Source organism: Croceimicrobium sp. (assembly GCF_965228705.1).
Lineage (GTDB): Bacteria > Bacteroidota > Bacteroidia > Flavobacteriales > Schleiferiaceae > Croceimicrobium.
Genome location: NZ_OZ245832.1, coordinates 947,628 through 966,969 on the forward strand (window position 1 = coordinate 947,628; position 19,342 = coordinate 966,969).

Sequence of the window (19,342 nt, forward strand, 5' to 3'; positions counted from 1 at the left end):
TTGCCCGCATGATAGTCCATGAAATTAGCAAGATCGTCGAGGCAAAAGATCTCGACGATCTAAACCACGTGAATAATGTTGTTTACCTGCAATGGGTGCAAGATGTAGCCAGCAGTCATTGGTTTAGCAAAGCTGGTAAAGACAGTGGCGTTATTTGGGTAGTCCGCAAGCATGAAATTGAATACCTGGCTCCTGCTCTGGAAGCTGATACTTTAAAACTTCGGACCTGGGTCGAGAGCATGGAAGGCCTTAGCAGTCTGCGTAAAGTAGAAATTTTAAGAGGCGATGAATTAATCTGTCGCTGTACCAGTCAGTGGATTATGTTAGACGCTAAAAGCTTTAGACCTCGTCGTATTCCAAAGGAGTTGGCGGACTTATTTATTGCCGAAAGTTAGGGTACAAATCTCCTATATTTGAGTACCATTAACTGCACCGATGTCTCAAACCCCTAAATTCCTGGTGAAGCAAGAGCGACAGGTTCGTCGCTACAGCCTTCGCAATATGGGTAGCTCCATATTGGATGCCTTTAACCTCGAATACGGAATTCTCTATACCCTTAAAGAGTTTTTAATCCGCCCCGGGCAAAGTACTCGTAATTATCTGGGCGAAGGTCGATTGAATTACAGTTCCCCATTTCGGCTATTGATCCTAAGCACCGCATTATTGCTGGTTTTAATTCAAAGTAGCTCTGTAGGATCAGATTTTGAAGCCGGCTTTAACTATGGGGCCTCCCAAAATGCTGAAGCACAAACTGAAAATCAGCAGGCGCAATTACAGGGCGAGGCTGTATTAGCACTCTTCAGTGAATATTTTAACCTTCTCCTCTGGCTTTACATCCCGGTAATCAGCTTTTTCTCCTGGCTATTTAATCGAAAGCGCAATCTGAATTTTGCCGAACATATAGTGTTTAATAGCTATTATACGAGCTTGATCAATGTTTTCTCCTTGATAATGGTTTTAGACCTGTTCTTAGGGAATGGAATCGCCAGCTTTCTGTATTTTGTTATTGCCCTGGTTTACTATAGCTGGTTTTATAAAGATCTGCTATCCAAAAGCTGGCTACGCTCCATTCTAGAAGCCCTGGCCATCTCTGCAATAAGTGGAATTATTTACGCTTTGAGCTTAGGATTTCTCTTAGCCATTGCTTTAAGCAAAGGATTAATTGATTTACCTTAATTAGCTTCTAAACTGGTAATTGGCTCTCGTTCTTTTAGCTGTCCCTGGGCAAAAGCTCTTTGCAGGATATTCTCAATCAACTTATCCTCTTCTACCTCTTCAGGCTGGTAGGGTGTCTTTAAGTCCATATGATTGAAATAGGCCACCGTATTCCACCAAAAGGCATTCCAGCCACTACGGTAATCGGAAATTAAATCATATGTAGACATGCCGGTTTCTCGTGAGACCAATTTGGATAGGATCTGCCCTTCGCTATGCGTAAGCTTCACAATCTCCTCTTCGAAATCCTTGCGCAGGTATTCTTGAAATTCCTTGATTAAGCGCTTCCGTTGCCAACGATTCTTTCCTTCCAACAGAAGATTAAGGCTATCCAATTTATTCCCCGCAATAACGGCATAAGGATAAACCTTCATTACTTTTCGCTTGAGGATGTAATAGCGCCGACGTGCTTCACGCGAATCGAAAGTGGGCTTGTCTACCAGCAGCACTTCATCCAAAACCATGATTGGTATGGTATCCCCATCCACAATAATTGCATCCATGATATCGGTACGATTCATGGCCGCATATTGAACGATGCTGTCCTTCAGGCTATTTCCCGTTTTAATCGGTTGAGCCCAAAGACCACCAATTTGAATTAGGCTTAATATGAATATGGCCTGAAGGCGCTTTATCATAGGCGTTTAATCTTCCAATTACTGCGAGCGGCAGAACCATTGGCATCGGCCAGCTCATTTTGTTTTGACTGATCTCCCATCATTTTTGCAACGATCATACCAGCGATATCTCCATTAGCATGTTGACTTTGATCGAGGTATTCCGGTTTGAAATGCTTATTCACAAAATGGGTATCAAAATCTCCGCTAATGAAAGCTTCATGCTTCATTACAAAACGGGCAAACTCCATGGTAGTATGCAATCCAACGATCTTATAATCGTCGATAGCACGAATCATGCGCAAGCGCGCTTCTTCGCGATCTTTACCATAAGTAACCAATTTAGAGATCATGGGATCGTAATAAATAGGAATATCCATGCCTTCCTCAAAACCATCGTCTACCCTAACGCCTACACCATGAGGGCGTTGGTACACACGTAAGTTTCCGATATCGGGCATAAAGTTTTCACGAGCATTCTCGGCGTAAACACGCACTTCGATAGAGTGACCGTGAATTTTAAGGTCTTCTTGCTTAAAGCTAAGTTCTTCTCCACGAGCTACGCGAATCTGCTCCTTTACCAAATCCACACCGGTAATCATTTCGGTAACCGGATGTTCTACCTGCAAACGGGTATTCATTTCCATGAAGTAGAAATTATGGTCTTCATCCATAATAAACTCTACCGTTCCCGCTCCAAGGTAATTACAAGAGCGAGCTACATCTACCGCTTTCTTACCCATTTCGGCTCTTAACTCCTCGCTAAGAATGGCTGATGGTGCTTCTTCAATTACTTTCTGATGTCGACGTTGTACGGAGCATTCTCTTTCGAAAAGATGTACTCGGTTTCCATGGCTATCACAAAGCACTTGAACTTCAATATGGCGCGGTGAGCCTACATATTTCTCAATAAAAACAGCACCATTACCAAAGGCACTTTTAGCCTCAGAAATAGCACTGTGAATTTGTTCTTCCAGTTCTTCTTCGCGTTCTACTACGCGCATACCTTTACCACCACCACCGGCAGAAGCTTTAATCAAAACCGGGAAACCGATTTCACGACAAATTGCAATGGCTTCCTTGGGATCGTCAATTGCACCTTCCGTCCCTGGAACCAGGGGAATATCAAATTCACGGGCGGCTTCTTTAGCTGCCAGTTTATCGCCCATCACCTTCATGGAGTGGGCTTTAGGGCCGATGAAAATCAAACCGGCATCTTCCACCGCTTGTGCGAATTCCCCATTTTCACTTAAAAAACCATAGCCTGGATGAATGCCATCCACACCCAATTCTTTACAAGCGGCAATAATTTTATCGCCTAACAAATAGGATTGCGCCGAAGGTGGGGGCCCTAGATAAACGGCTTCATCAGCATATTTCACATGGGGTGAATTGCGATCCGCTTCGGAATAAACCGCTACGGTTTGAATGCCCATTTCGCGGGCCGACTTCATTATTCGCAAAGCGATTTCGCCGCGATTGGCAACAAGAATCTTATTCATGGCTAGTCTAAAATTACAGGGCTAAATTACAGCCTATCTGCTGAAATACCGTCCTTGAATCCGAGTTTAATTGAAGGAAAAGCTATTTTTTATGGGCTCTAAATTTAGCAATCCAACTCTACTATTCAGCACTTGCCTCTCGCCCCGGAACGAGTTATTACAACTATTAAATAGAGCCTTGGCAAAGGACTTCGTTAATATCCAAATTCGACCTGCTCAACACCAAAAAGTCTGAAACGGAATAAAAAAATTGTAAATTCATGTCACAAATTCAATTAGCATTCAGGGTATTAATACTATACTGAAACTTCCCTGCTTCTTTGAATTTTTCGAAATGAAAAGACCGAGCTGAGGAAATGACCCCAACCCACACGAATATTCAAGTCCTTTGTATTGATAGTCAATTAAAGGACCAGGCTCTACTTAAGTCTGTTTTTGCAGAATTTCGCGAAGTTCAGTGTGAACTAAGCTTTAAAACCAGCGTGGAAGAAGCTTTAAGTCAGGAGGACTCTACTGAATATCAATTGGTTTTGATTAGTGAAGAGCAACTCCATGAATTAGCTGCATTTCATAAGTCATTTCCCAAAATTCCGATAATCGCTTTAGGCTCTGATGCTCAAATAAATAAACTCCCTCAGATTTTAGAGGCGGGAGCCAGTAATTATTTACTGAAGTCTGAGCACATGGCTTTTGAACTGGAAAAAGCAATTCTCTTTTGTGAGCGTCAATTAAGCTTAATCCGAAAGCTCGAACTCAGTGAGCAACAACATCAAACTCTACTTAAGGTTATACCCGAGAGCATGGTTATTACCCAGAGAGGTAATGGCCATATTGTAAGTGTTAATCATTCCTTCACCGAGGTTTTTGGCTACGAGCTCAAAGACTGCATCGGTAAAACTCCTATGGAGATTGGTCTTTGGAACGATTTTTTAGAAAGAGAACATGTTTTTATTAAACTTCCCGAAAAAGGTGAAGTCAGAGATATTGAGCTACATCTTAAAAAGCGTGACGGTAATGTAATGCCTTGTCACGTTAGTTTTTCCACCTATCATTACCGAGGCGCTGATTACCTCCTAAGTATTATTATAAGCCTTGAAAAAGCTGAAAAACAGCGTCAGGAATTAGAACTGGAAAAGGAACGTTTCAGGAGCCTGGTTGAAAGTGCCCCTGACTTATTTTTCTATACTCGAGACTTTAATGCCATCAATTATGTCTGTCCACAGGTATTCAGACACCTGGGCTATACAGAAGAAGAAGTTTTAAATCTTTCTTATTATCATTTTTTAACGGAAAAGTCCAAAGCGGAATTTGCTAAAATTGAATTCCCCGAGTTTTTGAAGAAAGGCGAAAGTCTGGTACTTAGTCCTTTTGAACTGATCCATAAATCAGGCAAAATCAAGCAGTATGAGCTCTACCTCATTCCAGTAAAAAATAAAGAGACAGGTTGGGTTGAGTTTATTCAAGGAATTGCCCGCGATATTAGCGATGAGTTGGAAACCTTTGAAATGCTCAAGCTTTCCAATAAAAAGAACCTGGAGGCCATTGAAGAGCTCAAAGCCCATCAATACGCTATTGATCAGCATAATATGGTGGTGATAACCGACCTGGACGGTAAAGTTAAGTTCGCCAATGAAAGTTTTTGCGAAACCAGTGGCTATTCCCTGCAGGAACTATTAGGGAACAGTACCCAGATCTTAAATTCCGGTGTACATGATGAGGCCTTTTTCGCTGATCTTTGGGATACCGTATTGGCCGGAAAAGTATGGAAGGGCAATGTTTGCAATAAGCATAAAGACGGGCACCTTTATTGGCTATCGACAACCATCATTCCTCGCAAAAATTCACAGGGTGAGGTTTTTGAATTCATAGCACTTCGTACAGATATCAGTGAATTAAAAGAAGCAGAAAGGGCCTTAAAAATTAGTCAAGAAAACCTGGCTAATATCTTAAACTCCAATCCTCATGAAATCTGGTCCGTTGATCAGAACTATAGGCTACTTGCTCTTAATCCGAATTTCCGCAACAACTTCAGCCTTCATTTCAATCATGACTTAAAAGTTGGGGAGATTATGACTGAGGTTCCCGGATTTCCTATCGAAGTTTCGAAACTCTGGAAAGAGCGCTATCAGAAAGCATTTAAAGGCGAAAGCCACTCTTATAATGATCAGTATAAACATCCCATTAGCGGAGAGGATAAGTATCTACTTGTAAGCATTTACCCTACCCTGAGTGAGGATGGGAATATTGTTGGAGCAAATGTATTTTCTCAAGACATTTCCGAAAGGCAAATTGCTAAAGAAGAACTCAAGGTAAGCAATGAAAGACTGCGGGAAGCTCAGGCCATGGCCCTGGTGGCCGATTGGGAATATCTTACCTCCGAAAAGGCCTTTAGTTATTCTCAAAACATGCCTTTAATCCTGGGAATTGAGGGGGTTTTTGATTTAAGGGATCGCCGAAATCTTGCACGATTAAATGATCAACATCGGTCAGAGCTTTTTCACAATTTCAAACTGGCTTTATATAGAGGCGAAAGCAGTCAAAATATTTGGTTATTCCATCGGCCAGATGGAGCTGAACTATGGTTAGAATGTAAGATTCAACCTGAGGTTAATGAAAAGGAAGAAATAAAACGCATCCATGGTATTGTACGAGATGTTACAGAAATCATACATCTCCAAAAAAAGGAGTATCAGCAAAAGCGCATTTTTATTGATTTAGCAAACAGTAGCTCAGATTTACTGAGGCTTAACGAAATTAATCAGGTATACAATGCCTTATCCGAATCCATTTACCATTGGTTTAATGAAAAAGTAGTGGTAGGCTCTGGCACCGTTACAGAATCGGGTTTGGAGTCCGAATACCGCATGAATCAATGTATTATCCCTCCAAATCTTCAAAAGGCCTTTTCGTTTCTGGATGAAGCAGCTAAATCCAATACAGTTTTTCCATCCGTAATGCCCATCCTTGATGGATTACGACAGGGAAAAGTATTTAAGATCACCGAGGACTTAATCTACCTTCTCCCCTTTCTTACTAAAGAAACCGTGGATCCTATTTTTAAGGCCTTCCCCAATTTTGAGCTTATCTCGATCGGAATAAGCTACAATAATGCCTATAAAGGAACTACCTATGTGTTTTTCCCGGAAGGCACCCCGGATTATTATTCAGATCAACTATTGGAAGTACTGGGAAATCAAGCCAGTACCGTCATGGAACTCATTGAATATCGCAATGAATTAAGGAACAATGCCCTTATCTTAAATCAAGCTTTAAAGGCAGCAGAATCTGCCATCTTCTATTACGATCGCGAGCGTAGGCTCCTGGATGGAGATCCTAAGCTATATGAATTAATGGGGGCCAGTGGTCGCAAAGGGCAGCCCATACATGAGGAGGAGCTCGAATCGAGAATGTCGCGGGAAGACATTGATGAAATGCTTGAATTGATGCGACTAAGGCCTGGAAACAAAAATGATACCTACCAAAAAGAATTTAGATTCCTTTGCTTGGATAATCAATGGCGCTGGTTTGAAGACCGGGCCAAAGTAGTTCGCAGGGATAAAGATGGAAATGCTCTGGAAGTAATCGGTATCCGAACCGATGTTAGCCATCGAAAAGAAAGGGAAGGTCAACTGCTCTTATTGGAATCTACCGTAACCAATGCCAATGAAGGCATCTTGATTACGAATGCAGAAGATTTGAATGGTCAAGGCCCCTCTATTATTTACGCTAATAAGGCATTTGAGCGTACCAGCGGTTATAGTATGGAGGAATTAATTGGGAAGTCGCCCAGCATTTTATATGGGCCCGAAACCAATACCACTGAAGTTCAGAAGCTTAGAAATGCCCTTCGGCAAAAAAAGGCGGTCGAAACGGAAATGATCAATTATACTAAAGATGGATCCCCCTACTACATTAACATTTCTGTTGTTCCCGTTCAAAATGACCAAGGCAAGGTAACTCACTTTGTTGCATTAGGCAGAGATACCACCGAGGAGCATCGCCAAAAAGCAGAACTCAAGGAATTGTTAATGCGGTTTGAGTTGGCCACTAAAGCAAATACGGTGGGAATTTGGGACCTAAACTTAGCCGCTAATAGTTATGTAGAGTGGGATGAGAATATGTTCCGACTTTATAAGCGCAGTCCGGAAAACTTCCATCATAAAATTGAGGATTGGTTAGAATCCATTCACCCTGAAGATCGGGAGGGCACCGCCCTAACTTTCCAAGAATCTGTGGAAAAGGGCATTGATAATGTGAATTTCAAGTTCCGTATCAGAGCCGGAAATCAAACCAAACATATTGCCGCCATTTCGAAAGTTATTCGAGATCAAAATGGAGAGCCTTCCAGAATTGTCGGTCTTAACTGGGATGTTACCGAATTGGAATTAAAGCGTTTGGAATTAGAACAGATGCGTTTAAACACTGAGGCTTTAATCAACAGTACCGATGATCATATGTGGTCGATTGACGTGCGGTTCCGCTTACTGAGTGCCAATAAAAGCTACTTGCAATTTTTGCAGAACCGCAGTGACCATGTTTTTAAAATCGGGGATTCGATTCTAAATGAAAGACTTGGAAAGGAGCATGGAAAACGCTGGAAACCCCTCTATGAAAGAGCCTTAAGTGGTGAGCAAGTTAATGTGCAAATTGAGGATCAATCCCAGTATGGCGATCAGATTTTTGCCATTAGCCTCTACCCCATTTACAATGAGGCCCATGTTATAACCGGAGTTGCTTGTTATTCCCTCGACGTTACAGAGCGAACCCATTATTTGGAAACTATTGAGCAACAAAACCAAAAATTAAAGGATATAGCCTGGATGCAATCCCATGTTATGCGAGCGCCAGTAGCGCGAATCCTGGGCTTAATAGCCTTATTGAAGGAAGATGAAGCCAATGGTCGGAGTTCAGACACCCAGGAAATATTACAGTTTATCCGTGAATCTTCCGAAGAAATGGATCAGGTAATCAAAGACATTACAGCTAAAACGGAACGCTTCAAATTAGATTTACAGTAGGTACCTTTGCCGCATGCGAATGGAAGATACCATCTGCGCCCTTTCTACCGCTGCCGGAATGGGCGCCATTGCGATGATTAGGGTAAGCGGCCCCGAAACTTATACTGTTTTAAACAAGCTTTACAAGCCCTATTCAGCACAGCATAAGCTGGAAAATAATGAGGGCTATAAAATGGTTTTCGGTTCCTTAATGGACGGCGAACAATTAATCGATGAAGTGATGCTGGGCTTATTCAAAGGCCCTAAATCCTACACGGGTGAAGATGTGATCGAGATTAGCTGTCATGGTTCCACCTATATCCAGGAGCGTATTTTAGGCTTATTGATGCGCCAGGGCATTCGCATGGCCGATCCAGGTGAATATACCCTACGGGCTTTTATCAATGGTAAAATGGATCTTTCGCAAGCAGAGGCCATTGCCGATTTAATTGCCTCTGAAAACAAGGCCAGTCACCAAATTGCTTTGCAACATATGCGGGGCGGTATTTCTGATGAAATCAAAGCCCTGCGATCAGAACTAATCGACTTTGTATCTCTCATTGAACTGGAACTCGATTTTGCCGAAGAAGATGTGGAATTCGCGGATCGCTCCAAATTTCAGGAATTACTCAATCGTATAGAGCAGGTACTCACTAGTCTTATTTCTTCTTACGATACCGGAAATGCCATTAAAAATGGGGTTCCCGTGGCGATTGTAGGCGCGCCCAATGCAGGGAAATCCACTTTGCTCAATGCCCTGCTTAAGGAAGAAAAAGCGATTGTAACCGAAATTGCCGGCACCACCCGCGATGCCATTGAAGATGAAATTCACATTGATGGGATAAGCTATCGTTTTATTGATACCGCGGGTATTCGCGAAACCACCGATATGGTGGAAAGCATTGGGATAAAACGCACCTACGAAAAGGTAGAACAAAGTGATTTGGTACTCTACCTCTTTGCTGCTGATCGGCTCCAAGGCCCAGAGGGATGGATAGAATTAGCATCGGAATATCAGGATATTCAAAATCGGGCGGGCGAACGCAATTTCCTTTTCATCCTCAATAAAGCCGAATTACTACCCACCCTCAGCAGTGAGCAAGAACAAAAGCTCAAAGAGCTAAAGGCATTACATCTTAGTGCCAAGGATAAAAAGGGATTGGAAGACTTACACGCGCAAATCAGCGCCTTCTATCAATGGGGTGACCTAGCTGCTCAGCAAAGCATTGTTACCAATGTTCGTCATTTGGATGCCTTGCAAAAGAGCTTAATTCAGATTGAAAAAGTGCGCGAAGGCCTTGACTTTGGTATTAGTGGCGACCTGCTTTCCATCGATATTCGCACCGCCCTTAGCGAATTGGGCAGCATCATTGGCGAGGTTGATGTTGACAAGGATATTTTGGGAAATATCTTTGGGAAGTTTTGTATCGGGAAGTAAACCCATATAACTATCGATAAACAACGATAGCTAAAAACAAACTAAACACCTTTATTAACAGTAGTTTACGAGCGTATTTTGACACGTGTCAATCTTCGCTCTTTTTGCGTTTTGTCTCCTTTTTGTTGCGCACTTGTTGCGCTCAAAGAGGTGCGCATCAAATAGGCCTCACTCATTGAGCGGTTGAATTTTATGTTGAACCGGCTGGCACCTTACTGCTCCATTTTGCACCAAGGTGCACCAGCGCAAAAAATCTGTTATGGCGGCGAGTAAAGACCCGATTCCAAAAATTTGCATGTTTTGCCAAAATCTATTTGAGGCACGCAAATCCACAACCCAGTACTGTTCTACGAACTGTGCGAAAAAGGCTTACAAAGAGCGAAAGCGACAAGAGCGAAACCAGGCAGCTCAGAGAGAAAACCTGGAGAAACTTTCTGCACCAATCAAGACGCTTCAAAAGAGAGATTATATCAGTGTAGAGGAAGCAGCTATAATCCTGGGCGTATCCCGATGGACGGTTCAAAGGGCGATTAAACAAGGCAAGCTTGAATCTGCCAAGCTCCTTGGCCGCCGAATCATTTCTCAGAAGTCGTTTAAAAAATTCTTTAAGTCATGATGAAAGTTACGCTTAGAAAAAGACCAAGGAATAATGGTAAGATCTCTCTATACCTGGATTACTACCCTCCTATTATTTCGCCGAAAACCGGTAAATCCACCCGATTCGAATACCTGGAAATGTACCTCTACAACCCGCCACGTGATGAAGTGGAACGCAAGCACAACCGAGAGGTAGAAAGCATGGCCAGGGCCATTGCGGCAGAGCGGCAACTGGACCGGATTGCTGGCCGGTATGGATTGTCTCGTTCTTCTGAGTACGATGACTTTCTGGTATTCTACGAACAACAAATGCGCAAGAAGAGTAAGGAAACCAGTAACCAAGGTGGATGGGCAGCTTCTTATAAGACCTTTAGCAAGTTTGTCAATGACCGATGCACCTTTGGTGATCTGAAACCACAATTGATCAACGATTACAAAGATTATCTCCTAACCAAAGCGACCCGGATTCACTCACCCATGATGCGTATTTCAGAAAGCTCTGCTTACAGTTACTACAATAAACTGCGGGCATGCGTTCGTGAAGCTACTGCATTGGGTTACGTCAAGCAAAACCCATTTGATCTTGTAAAAGGAATCTCTCAACCAGAGGTTTATAGAGAGTTTCTTACCAAGGAGGAGTTGATCCGTCTGGCCAATTCAGAAACCCGATCCGATGCTATGAAACGTAGTTGCCTCTTCTCCGCCCTCACTGGAATGCGAATGGGTGATATCATGAGTCTGACCTGGGAGAAAATCCAATACTCCGATGCCACCGGATACTTTGTTCGTTTTAATATGAATAAAACCAAAGCGGAAGAAACACTTCCGTTATCTGAGGAAGCCATACTCTTACTTGGTGAGCCCACCTTTCCCGAGGATAAGATCTTTGGAGACTACAACTTCAAACTGCATTATAGCGAGCTCCAACGTTGGCTGCAAAAGTCTGGGATCACGAAAAAAATCACCTTCCACAATTTCCGACACACCTTCGCCACCTTACAGCTAGCGGAAGGAACCGATATCTATACGGTGTCCAAGCTTCTTGGCCATAAGAACATTCACACCACACAGATATACGGTAAGGTGATGGATAAAACGAAAACAGAGGCCATGAACAGAATCCATCTTGGACTTAAAACTGACAAGAATGACCAATAAACTGCCAAAAATCACCTGTCATTTTGACCCGATTTTTCTGGGTTGCTTTTTTGTACAAATTGTTACAAAAAAATATGCGATTGAGCATTTAACGGAAATCAAAGGAATGAGTATTACAATTTGATACACTACGTTCCACTGTTTTCCGTCTTTTGCGCAGGGTCCGGGGGTTCATTGTGGTGAAATTAGGTCCGATAAGAAAGTCAAGCCAACGATAAAAGTTGGCATGGCTTTCTGTTTGATGATCGAAAGAGAAAATGATACTCTATGGATAAAACATTTTCTCATCTAGAAGCCTTTATCACCGACCTGGTGACCGAGGCCGTTCAAACAGCTTTACAACAACAGCAACTTCAACTCAAGAATCTACAAGTTGAGCAGGATCAACGAGAGGAAGTGCTGAACGCCGATCAGGCTGCCGCATACCTACATATTGCGAAGCAGACCCTCTATACTTTAACCAGTAAGCGGAAGATCCCTTTCTACAAGAATGGGAAGAAAATTCTTTTCAGACGTGGCGACCTGGACGATTGGCTAAACCGGGGAAAGCAAAATGAAATGACGCACTTCTCTAAGGAAGGCCGACTTTATACCCGAAATAATCCCCTCAAGAAATGAAAGCGGCACAATACGACCTTTCCAGGGAGGACAGTTTTTTCGTTCCTACTCCTGTCCAGCACATCGATGGGATGTTTGCTCCTGAAATATATAAGAACCTGCCTGCTTGCCTCTCTCAACTTCTGGAGATTGCTAATAACAGACAAGAACGGGATGTGCTGTTACTAGGTGCTATTACCGTGATTTCAGGGTGTCTACCTAACATCTATGGTATTTATGACAACAGGATGGTCTACCCTCACCTGTTCACCTTCGTGGACGCACCGGCTGGCGCAGGAAAAGGGATTTTAAACCACCTCCGATCTTTGGGTAAGGCCATTCATCGCGAACGAATTTCCAAAAGTCAGGACGAGATTAACCGCTACGAACAAAACAAAGCGGAGTTAAAAGCCAATAACCAGGATCTGTCCGAGCTTCCTCCACCACCGAAACAAAAGCTGCTATTCATACCGGCGAACAACTCAGCCAGCTCCTTTATCAACACCCTTGCTGAAAATGATGAAATGGGGATCCTCTTTAGCACGGAAGCGGATACCCTGGCCAATTCGCTCACCCAGGATTGGGGAAACTTTAGCGACATTTTACGTTGCGCATTTCATCATGAATCGGTAGAAATGCAACGTAGAACCAATAAAGAATACCTTGTGGTTGAGGAACCGAGATTGAGTGCCCTACTCACTGGTACCAATGGTCAGTTTAAAAGGCTTATTCCCAATACGGAGAATGGACTCTTTAGTCGATTCATGTATTACACCATGCGTAGTGTCCCACAGTTCCGAAACGTCTTTGCACATAAAATGGACGTCCCGGGACAGCTTTTTGAGGACATGGGACAGCAATTGCTGGACTTATTTCAGTTTCTGGAAGTCCAGCAGGAAGGCATACAATGGAGGCTGGACAAACGAATGCAAGATCACTTTGTAAAGTTCTTCAGCCACTATACCAGGATCTACTACTCCGAAACAGGGGAACGTGTATTGGCCACCATACATCGCTCTGGACTTATTGCATTTAGGATTACAATGGTCTTATCCTCTATCAGGTGGTTTATCGATAGTTCCAAAAGGGAAACCCCGGATGGCTTAGTCCATCCCAGGGACCTGGAAACGGCTATGCAAATCACCTTGCACACCATTCAACATAGCCTGATCCACATGGCCGACATGCCTAAAAACCATGATCAATCTATGAAACATCGAAGAATGGAACAGTTCATTGAAAAACTACCCGTTGAGTTCACAAAGAATGAAGCCAACAAAGTGGGGAAATCACTGAAACTATCTTCTCCAACCATAACCCGATACCTGGTCCAGGGTCCCTTTGAGCGACTTGGACACGGACGATATCGCAAACTCTATAGGGACCAGAATGAGTAAATGAGTCAATGATCTTTTGATCAAATGATCACTTCCAATCTGCCCCCTGAAATGCTCAAATCATCAAAAACTCAATTGATCAACCATTCAATTTTGATACTATGAACCAAAAAGAACAAGCCCTACAACTCAGCAAACAAGGAAAATCTATTCGTGAAATCGCTTACCAACTTGGAATTGGAAAGAGCACAGTGGCTAGATGGCTTCAAGAGAAATCCAGGAAATCAACCGCCATTCAAACCAATAACGCAGACCCCTCTATTCAATTGGAAATGAGAAAAATGGAGCTCCAACATGAACTAGAGCTTAAAAAGCTAGCCCAACAAGAAAAGGAACTCGAAATGAAACGCAATCAGTCTATTTATCAAGACCGATCAAAAAGTATTGAGCTGCGAAAAATTCTTCTACCCATTCAAAAATGGGCGTTCCTTCAACTCAAACTAATGGACCGGTACCCCGATGGGGCTATCCCATGTACTTATCAGGACATCTTAAACATGCAAGGTCAATTGTCCCGTTACGAAGAAACACTGTCCGACTATGTTCGCATTCATCAACTGGACGAATGGGACGATTGTCTGGACATTCTCAAGGAATTAATCGCTAAAACTGAAGAATGGTTGGGACAACTGGACCAAATGCGGGACAGCGCATCGCCTTTTAGTTCAGATTCAGATGAAAATTGGGACGATGCGGACGATTTTGAGGATTACGAGGAAGATTTCAACCAGGATTCAGACGAAAATCAGGATTGCTCCTATTCCTGGAAGGTGTTTGAGGCGGATTTGATGTATTTGGAGGAGATATTGGGGTAATAATCACCTATACCAACTGATATTCCAACCGTTCTTTCCATTTTTTCCATTCCGGGAAGATGGTTTCTTGTAAATCATAGAAGGCTTTAGTGTGGTTATGCTCAATCAGATGGCATAGCTCATGTATGATAACATACTCAATACAGCCTTTAGGAGCCTTTACAAGCTCCAGATTGAGGATAACCTTTCCTTTTGGTGTGCAACTACCCCACCTTGTGGGCATTTGACGAATCGAAAGCTCCGGAAAAGGAACAGAATACTTCTTGAACTTAGGAAAAGTCGTCTCCAAGATATTTTCAAAATGATGTTTGGCCTTTTCGCGAAACCATTTTCTGATAACACGCTCCCCATCTTTTTTTCCGTGGCACTGATTATTAACCTCCCTCGACAAAACTTTACTCCTTTTTCCGTGCCCAATTCAATCCGTAGACGATATTGTCTTCCCAGGTACAGGTGAGATTCCTCATTTACAAATTGCCTTGGTGATATGTGCGGGTGATAAGAGAGAAATTTATTCTGGTGCTTTTGAAACAGAATGGAAACCATTTTGAAGGGACATGAACTAATACAAGTTTTGCTGGGCTATCTTCGAACGGGATTGTTTCATAACCTGACAAAAGTCATTTTATAGAGAGTACTCAGTTGGCTATATTTGCACTCAAGTGAAAAAAGCATTCTCCATATTCCTTGCTCTCCTGATGTTGGCATCCAACATTGGCATTGCCGCCAACACGCACTTCTGTGGTGGTGAAGCCGTGAAGCATACGCTCTCCTTGGGCCTTGAGCATTTGGATTGTGGTATGGATGAAGGTCCCAAAACCTGCTCTTCACAAAGTGGGCATGACCAAATTAATGCAAAGCCCTGCTGTGACAATCAGCACGAACTCATCCAACTGGATGAGGATGTAACCCTGGTACAACCATCTTTAGAGCTGAATAAAACTTTCGTGGTTGCTTTCATCCACAGTTTTGTAGTTCAATTTTTCCCAATTAACGAGCGGGTTTCATTCTACCCCAATTATTCCTCTCCTCTGCTGAAACAGAACGTTCAGGTACTGTTTCAATCCTTCCTGATTTAGAAAGTACAATACAACCGGATTTCTGCCCTGTCATGCATGGGGTGGATCAATAGGCTATTTATGCCTTTGAACATCATTTAGTTCAATTAACATCCATAGTATTATGCTTAATAAGACCATTAAATATTTTCTGGAGAACAAGTTAGTTACTTCGCTTCTCTTAGTAGGCCTCATCACTTGGGGTATTGTTACTGCACCCTTTGGCTGGGAAATCGGAGCCCTGCCCTCCGATCCCGTGCCCGTGGATGCAATCCCGGATATAGGTGAAAACCAGCAGATCGTTTTCACCCAGTGGCCCGGCCGCTCTCCACAGGATATTGAAGACCAGATATCCTATCCTTTAACAACCTACCTCCTGGGTATTCCAGGGGTAAAATCCATCCGCAGCACGTCCATCTTTGGGTTTTCCAGCATCTTCATCATTTTTGAAGAAGATGTGGAGTTTTATTGGAGCCGCTCCCGGATTTTGGAAAAACTCAACTCATTGCCAACCGATCTGCTCCCCGAGAGTGTACAACCTGCCCTGGGTCCTGATGCCACAGCCCTGGGCCAGGTGTATTGGTATACACTTGAAGGCCGGGATAAAGACGGTAATCCCACAGGAGGTTGGGACCTGCACGAAATCCGAACGGTACAGGATTTTTATGTAAAGTACGCTCTCAATGCGACCGCTGGTGTTTCGGAAGTGGCCTCCATCGGGGGTTTTGTGCAGGAGTACCAGATTGATGTAAACCCCGATGCACTGAAAGCCTATGACATACCCCTGCATAAAGTAATGCAGGCCGTGCGTAAGTCCAATAAAGACGTGGGGGCCAAGACCATAGAGATCAACCAGGCGGAATATCTCGTGCGGGGCCTGGGCTATATCAAGAAACTGGAGGATATAGAAAAAGCCGTGGTAGCCGTTGAGGACAATGTGCCCATCCGGATAAAAGACATTGGGGTAGTAACATTGGGTCCGGCCACCAGAAGAGGCATGCTCGATAAGGATGGGGCCGAAGTAGTAGGTGGCGTGGTAGTGGCCCGCTATGGTTCCAATCCTTTACAGGTGATTAACAATGTGAAAGACAAAATCAAGGAGATTGCTCCCGGTCTGCCCAAGAAAGTTCTGGACAATGGAGTGGAAAGCCAGTTAACCATTGTTCCCTTTTACGACCGTTCCACCCTGATCCACGAAACCCTGGGAACATTAGAGGAGGCACTCTCCCTGGAGGTACTCATCACTATACTGGTAGTGATTGTTTCCGTATTTAACCTCAGAGCATCCCTGCTCATCTCCAGCTTGTTGCCTATATCGGTGCTCATGGTGTTTATAGCCATGCGATATTTTGGTGTAGATGCCAATATTGTGGCCCTATCCGGTATCGCCATTGCCATTGGTACTATGGTTGATCTTGGGGTCATACTCTCGGAAAATATCATCAAGCATGTTGATGAAGCTTCACCCGGAGATAAGTTGATCGAAACCATTTATCGCGGCAGTGCTGAAGTGGCTACGGCCATTGTTACCGCGGTATCCACTACCATAGTAAGCTTTATCCCCGTTTTCACTATGCAAGCTGCTGAGGGAAAACTTTTTGGACCGCTGGCTTTCACTAAGACTTTTGCCCTCATAGCAGCTCTGATAGTATCGCTGCTCATCCTCCCCACATTAGCCCATTGGTTTTTTGGAATCAGAGTTAAGCGCGAAAAAACGGCCCGTTTACTCAATGCAAGCCTAATACTTGTAGGGCTGATAGTGGCTATCTTCCAGGTGTTGTGGGCCGGAATAGCCCTCATGGCTTTTGGCGCAGCATGGTTTGTAAAACGGTACAGCCCCAAACAAAACTGGTTTACCAGGAACATGAGTGTCATCGTGGTAGTGCTGGTGGTCACCTGGCTGCTCGGGAAGTATTGGTTACCCCTTGGAGCTCAAAAAAGCTTATTCCTCAACTTCGTTTTCGTAGGCATATTAGTTAGTCTCATTCTTGGAAGTTTCGCTTTGCTGCAGCGCTATTATGAGTCCATTCTCAAGTGGTGCCTTGATAACAAGGCCAAGTTTCTGGCCATACCCACCGCTCTCATTCTGCTGGGGGTAATTATCTGGATGGGCTTTAACTCTGTGTTTGGCTTTGTGGCCAGGGGCTTTGATGCCGTGGGCGTGGAAATTCGCACCACCAGCGTTTGGAGCGGATTAACACATACCTTCCCAGGCGTAGGTAAGGAGTTTATGCCCTCACTTGATGAAGGCAGCTTTCTTTTGATGCCCACCTCCATGCCACACTCAGGTATTGAGTTCAATAAAAAGGTAGTGGGCCAATTGGATATGTTGTTGACCAATATCCCGGAGGTGGATCTTACCGTAGGTAAACTGGGCCGGGTAGAATCTGCACTGGATCCAGCACCTATTTCCATGTATGAAAACATTATCAACTACAAGCCTGAATACATGGTAAATGAAAAAGGCTTTCGCCAACGCTATAAGGTGGATGATGAAGACCGGTTCATTCTGAACAGTGGTGATACCCTTAGCAATACTCAGGCCCTGGAAGCAGGTATTGACCAGGAGCAGCTTATTGCTGATGATGGTGGTCAATTCTTCAGAAACTGGCGGGAGCATATTCATTCACCGGACGACATTTGGGATGAAATAGTGAAGGTGACTAAAATACCGGGCGTGACCTCGGCCCCCAAGCTGCAGCCTATTGAAACACGCCTGGTGATGCTACAAACCGGTATGCGGGCACCAATGGGAATTAAAGTATATGGACCCGATCTGAAGACCATTGAAAACTTCGGGATGAAATTGGAGGAAATATTAAAAAATGTACCCTCAGTGAAAGCAGAGGCCGTTTTTGCGGATCGGATTGTAGGAAAGCCTTACGTTCACCTCAATATCGACCGCGATGAAATTTCGCGATACGGACTGAATGTAGAAGACGTTCAGCAGACTATTGAGACCGCGATTGGTGGTATGAAAATCACCTCCACGGTGGAAGGTAGGGAGCGCTTTCCCGTAAGGGTGAGATATCCCCGTGAATTACGAGATGACCCTGAAGCCCTTAGTGATATACTTCTACCCACTCCCACGGGAGCCCAAATCCCTATCGGGCAGGTGGTAGATATTGAATATGTAAGAGGGCCCCAGGCCATAAAAAGCGAGGAAACCTTCCTGGTAGGCTATGTGCTATTTGACAAACGTGATGGTTTTGCTGAAGTGGAGGTGGTCAATGATGCCCAAAATGCCATTCAGCAACAAATCGATGCAGGTAGCCTGGATGTGCCTGCGGGTATCAGCTATAAATTCTCGGGTAGCTACGAAAACCAGGTACGGGCCGAAAAGAGGTTATCTATCATCGTGCCCCTGGTACTGGTCATTGTCTTCCTCATACTTTATTTCCAGTTCAAATCCGTTACCACTTCACTCATGGTGTTCAGCGGTATAGCCATGGCTTTCAGCGGAGGTTTTATTATGATTTGGCTGTACGGCCAGGGATGGTTTGGCGATTTCACTGTATTCGGCACCAACTTCAGGGACTTGTTCCAAATGCATACCATCAACCTTAGTGTGGCAGTATGGGTAGGTTTCATTGCCCTTTTTGGAATCGCCACCGATGATGGCGTGCTCATCGCTACGTATTTGGATCAAAGCTTCAAGCGCAATAAGCCAAAGACCCATTCAGAAGTGCGGGCGGCTGTGGTAGAGGCTGGCTTGCGGAGGATACGCCCCGCACTGATGACCGTCTCCACCACCATGATTGCCCTGCTACCGGTGTTAACTTCTACCGGACGTGGTGCCGACATCATGATCCCAATGGCAATACCCACCTTTGGCGGGATGGCCTTTGCCCTGGTAAGCATTTTCATCGTGCCCGTACTCTATTCCATGCGTGAAGAAAAACAGGTGAAAAAATTAGAAGAAAAAACTAAGGAAGTATGAAAGAGATTAAA

Annotated in this window: 14 protein-coding genes; 11 read left to right on the forward strand and 3 right to left on the reverse strand. The window is 43.9% G+C overall.

Features of this window, described 5'->3' with window-relative positions:
* Window positions 1-8: 8 nt before the first annotated feature.
* Both ACO05P_RS04160 and ACO05P_RS04165 read left to right on the forward strand, forming a co-directional pair.
* Window positions 9-395 carry an acyl-CoA thioesterase gene (locus ACO05P_RS04160; RefSeq protein WP_421753568.1) on the forward strand — a complete coding sequence of 129 codons (387 nt, stop codon included), beginning with the start codon at window positions 9-11 and terminating at the stop codon, window positions 393-395.
* A gap of 40 nt (window positions 396-435) precedes the next feature.
* On the forward strand, window positions 436-1,176 hold the full coding sequence (locus ACO05P_RS04165; RefSeq protein ID WP_421753570.1) for a DUF3667 domain-containing protein: 741 nt from the start codon (window positions 436-438) through the stop codon (window positions 1,174-1,176).
* On the opposite strand, the gene ACO05P_RS04170 is transcribed toward ACO05P_RS04165, so the two are convergent.
* Both ACO05P_RS04170 and accC read right to left on the reverse strand, forming a co-directional pair.
* Window positions 1,173-1,853 (reverse strand): DUF4294 domain-containing protein, encoded by a 681-nt coding sequence (locus ACO05P_RS04170; protein WP_421753571.1) that lies wholly within the window; start codon window positions 1,851-1,853, stop codon window positions 1,173-1,175. The genes ACO05P_RS04165 and ACO05P_RS04170 overlap by 4 nt on opposite strands.
* The gene (gene accC, locus ACO05P_RS04175; RefSeq protein WP_421753572.1) at window positions 1,850-3,334 is read right to left on the reverse strand and encodes an acetyl-CoA carboxylase biotin carboxylase subunit; all 1,485 of its coding nucleotides are present in this window, start codon (window positions 3,332-3,334) and stop codon (window positions 1,850-1,852) included. The genes ACO05P_RS04170 and accC overlap by 4 nt, the downstream gene beginning before the upstream one ends.
* Window positions 3,335-3,690: 356 nt before the next feature.
* On the opposite strand from accC, the gene ACO05P_RS04180 reads away from it, so the two are divergent.
* The 7 genes from ACO05P_RS04180 (at window position 3,691) to ACO05P_RS04210 (ending at window position 14,333) form a co-directional block, all read left to right on the forward strand.
* A complete protein-coding gene (locus ACO05P_RS04180; protein ID WP_421753574.1) occupies window positions 3,691-8,352 on the forward strand; it encodes a PAS domain S-box protein in 4,662 nt (1,553 codons plus the stop codon).
* A gap of 13 nt (window positions 8,353-8,365) precedes the next feature.
* Window positions 8,366-9,769 (forward strand): tRNA uridine-5-carboxymethylaminomethyl(34) synthesis GTPase MnmE, encoded by a 1,404-nt coding sequence (gene mnmE, locus ACO05P_RS04185; protein WP_421753575.1) that lies wholly within the window; start codon window positions 8,366-8,368, stop codon window positions 9,767-9,769.
* Window positions 9,770-10,028: 259 nt separating this feature from the next.
* A complete protein-coding gene (locus ACO05P_RS04190; protein ID WP_421753576.1) occupies window positions 10,029-10,385 on the forward strand; it encodes a helix-turn-helix domain-containing protein in 357 nt (118 codons plus the stop codon).
* A complete protein-coding gene (locus tag ACO05P_RS04195; RefSeq protein WP_421753577.1) occupies window positions 10,382-11,524 on the forward strand; it encodes a tyrosine-type recombinase/integrase in 1,143 nt (380 codons plus the stop codon). Before ACO05P_RS04190 ends, ACO05P_RS04195 begins: the two co-directional genes overlap by 4 nt.
* 267 nt (window positions 11,525-11,791) lie before the next feature.
* Window positions 11,792-12,142 carry a helix-turn-helix domain-containing protein gene (locus ACO05P_RS04200; RefSeq protein ID WP_421753579.1) on the forward strand — a complete coding sequence of 117 codons (351 nt, stop codon included), beginning with the start codon at window positions 11,792-11,794 and terminating at the stop codon, window positions 12,140-12,142.
* The gene (locus ACO05P_RS04205; RefSeq protein WP_421753581.1) at window positions 12,139-13,518 is read left to right on the forward strand and encodes a DUF3987 domain-containing protein; all 1,380 of its coding nucleotides are present in this window, start codon (window positions 12,139-12,141) and stop codon (window positions 13,516-13,518) included. Before ACO05P_RS04200 ends, ACO05P_RS04205 begins: the two co-directional genes overlap by 4 nt.
* A gap of 101 nt (window positions 13,519-13,619) precedes the next feature.
* Window positions 13,620-14,333, forward strand: coding sequence for a helix-turn-helix domain-containing protein (locus ACO05P_RS04210; RefSeq protein WP_421753583.1), 714 nt, complete (start codon window positions 13,620-13,622; stop codon window positions 14,331-14,333).
* Between the two features lie 7 nt (window positions 14,334-14,340).
* Here the strand turns inward: ACO05P_RS04210 and ACO05P_RS04215 are convergent, their stop codons facing one another.
* Window positions 14,341-14,724, reverse strand: coding sequence for a M48 family metallopeptidase (locus ACO05P_RS04215; RefSeq protein WP_421753584.1), 384 nt, complete (start codon window positions 14,722-14,724; stop codon window positions 14,341-14,343).
* A 271-nt stretch (window positions 14,725-14,995) separates the two neighbouring features.
* On the opposite strand from ACO05P_RS04215, the gene ACO05P_RS04220 reads away from it, so the two are divergent.
* Together ACO05P_RS04220 and ACO05P_RS04225 are read left to right on the forward strand one after the other, a co-directional pair.
* A complete protein-coding gene (locus ACO05P_RS04220; RefSeq protein ID WP_421753586.1) occupies window positions 14,996-15,412 on the forward strand; it encodes an HYC_CC_PP family protein in 417 nt (138 codons plus the stop codon).
* A gap of 103 nt (window positions 15,413-15,515) precedes the next feature.
* Window positions 15,516-19,331, forward strand: a complete 3,816-nt coding sequence (locus tag ACO05P_RS04225) for an efflux RND transporter permease subunit (RefSeq protein WP_421753587.1) — start codon at window positions 15,516-15,518, stop codon at window positions 19,329-19,331.
* The last annotated feature ends 11 nt before the right edge of the window (window positions 19,332-19,342 follow it).

What these genes read in the sequence shown, in the direction of transcription:
- ACO05P_RS04160 (WP_421753568.1), top strand. Translation starts at nt 9, where the DNA reads ATGATAGTCCATGAAATTAGCAAGATCGTCGAGGCAAAAGATCTCGAC.
- ACO05P_RS04180 (WP_421753574.1), top strand. Translation starts at nt 3,691, where the DNA reads ATGACCCCAACCCACACGAATATTCAAGTCCTTTGTATTGATAGTCAA.
- mnmE (WP_421753575.1), top strand. Translation starts at nt 8,366, where the DNA reads ATGCGAATGGAAGATACCATCTGCGCCCTTTCTACCGCTGCCGGAATG.
- ACO05P_RS04165 (WP_421753570.1), top strand. Translation starts at nt 436, where the DNA reads ATGTCTCAAACCCCTAAATTCCTGGTGAAGCAAGAGCGACAGGTTCGT.
- ACO05P_RS04200 (WP_421753579.1), top strand. Translation starts at nt 11,792, where the DNA reads ATGGATAAAACATTTTCTCATCTAGAAGCCTTTATCACCGACCTGGTG.
- ACO05P_RS04170 (WP_421753571.1), bottom strand. Translation starts at nt 1,853, where the DNA reads ATGATAAAGCGCCTTCAGGCCATATTCATATTAAGCCTAATTCAAATT.
- accC (WP_421753572.1), bottom strand. Translation starts at nt 3,334, where the DNA reads ATGAATAAGATTCTTGTTGCCAATCGCGGCGAAATCGCTTTGCGAATA.
- ACO05P_RS04210 (WP_421753583.1), top strand. Translation starts at nt 13,620, where the DNA reads ATGAACCAAAAAGAACAAGCCCTACAACTCAGCAAACAAGGAAAATCT.
- ACO05P_RS04190 (WP_421753576.1), top strand. Translation starts at nt 10,029, where the DNA reads ATGGCGGCGAGTAAAGACCCGATTCCAAAAATTTGCATGTTTTGCCAA.
- ACO05P_RS04195 (WP_421753577.1), top strand. Translation starts at nt 10,382, where the DNA reads ATGATGAAAGTTACGCTTAGAAAAAGACCAAGGAATAATGGTAAGATC.
- ACO05P_RS04225 (WP_421753587.1), top strand. Translation starts at nt 15,516, where the DNA reads ATGCTTAATAAGACCATTAAATATTTTCTGGAGAACAAGTTAGTTACT.
- ACO05P_RS04205 (WP_421753581.1), top strand. Translation starts at nt 12,139, where the DNA reads ATGAAAGCGGCACAATACGACCTTTCCAGGGAGGACAGTTTTTTCGTT.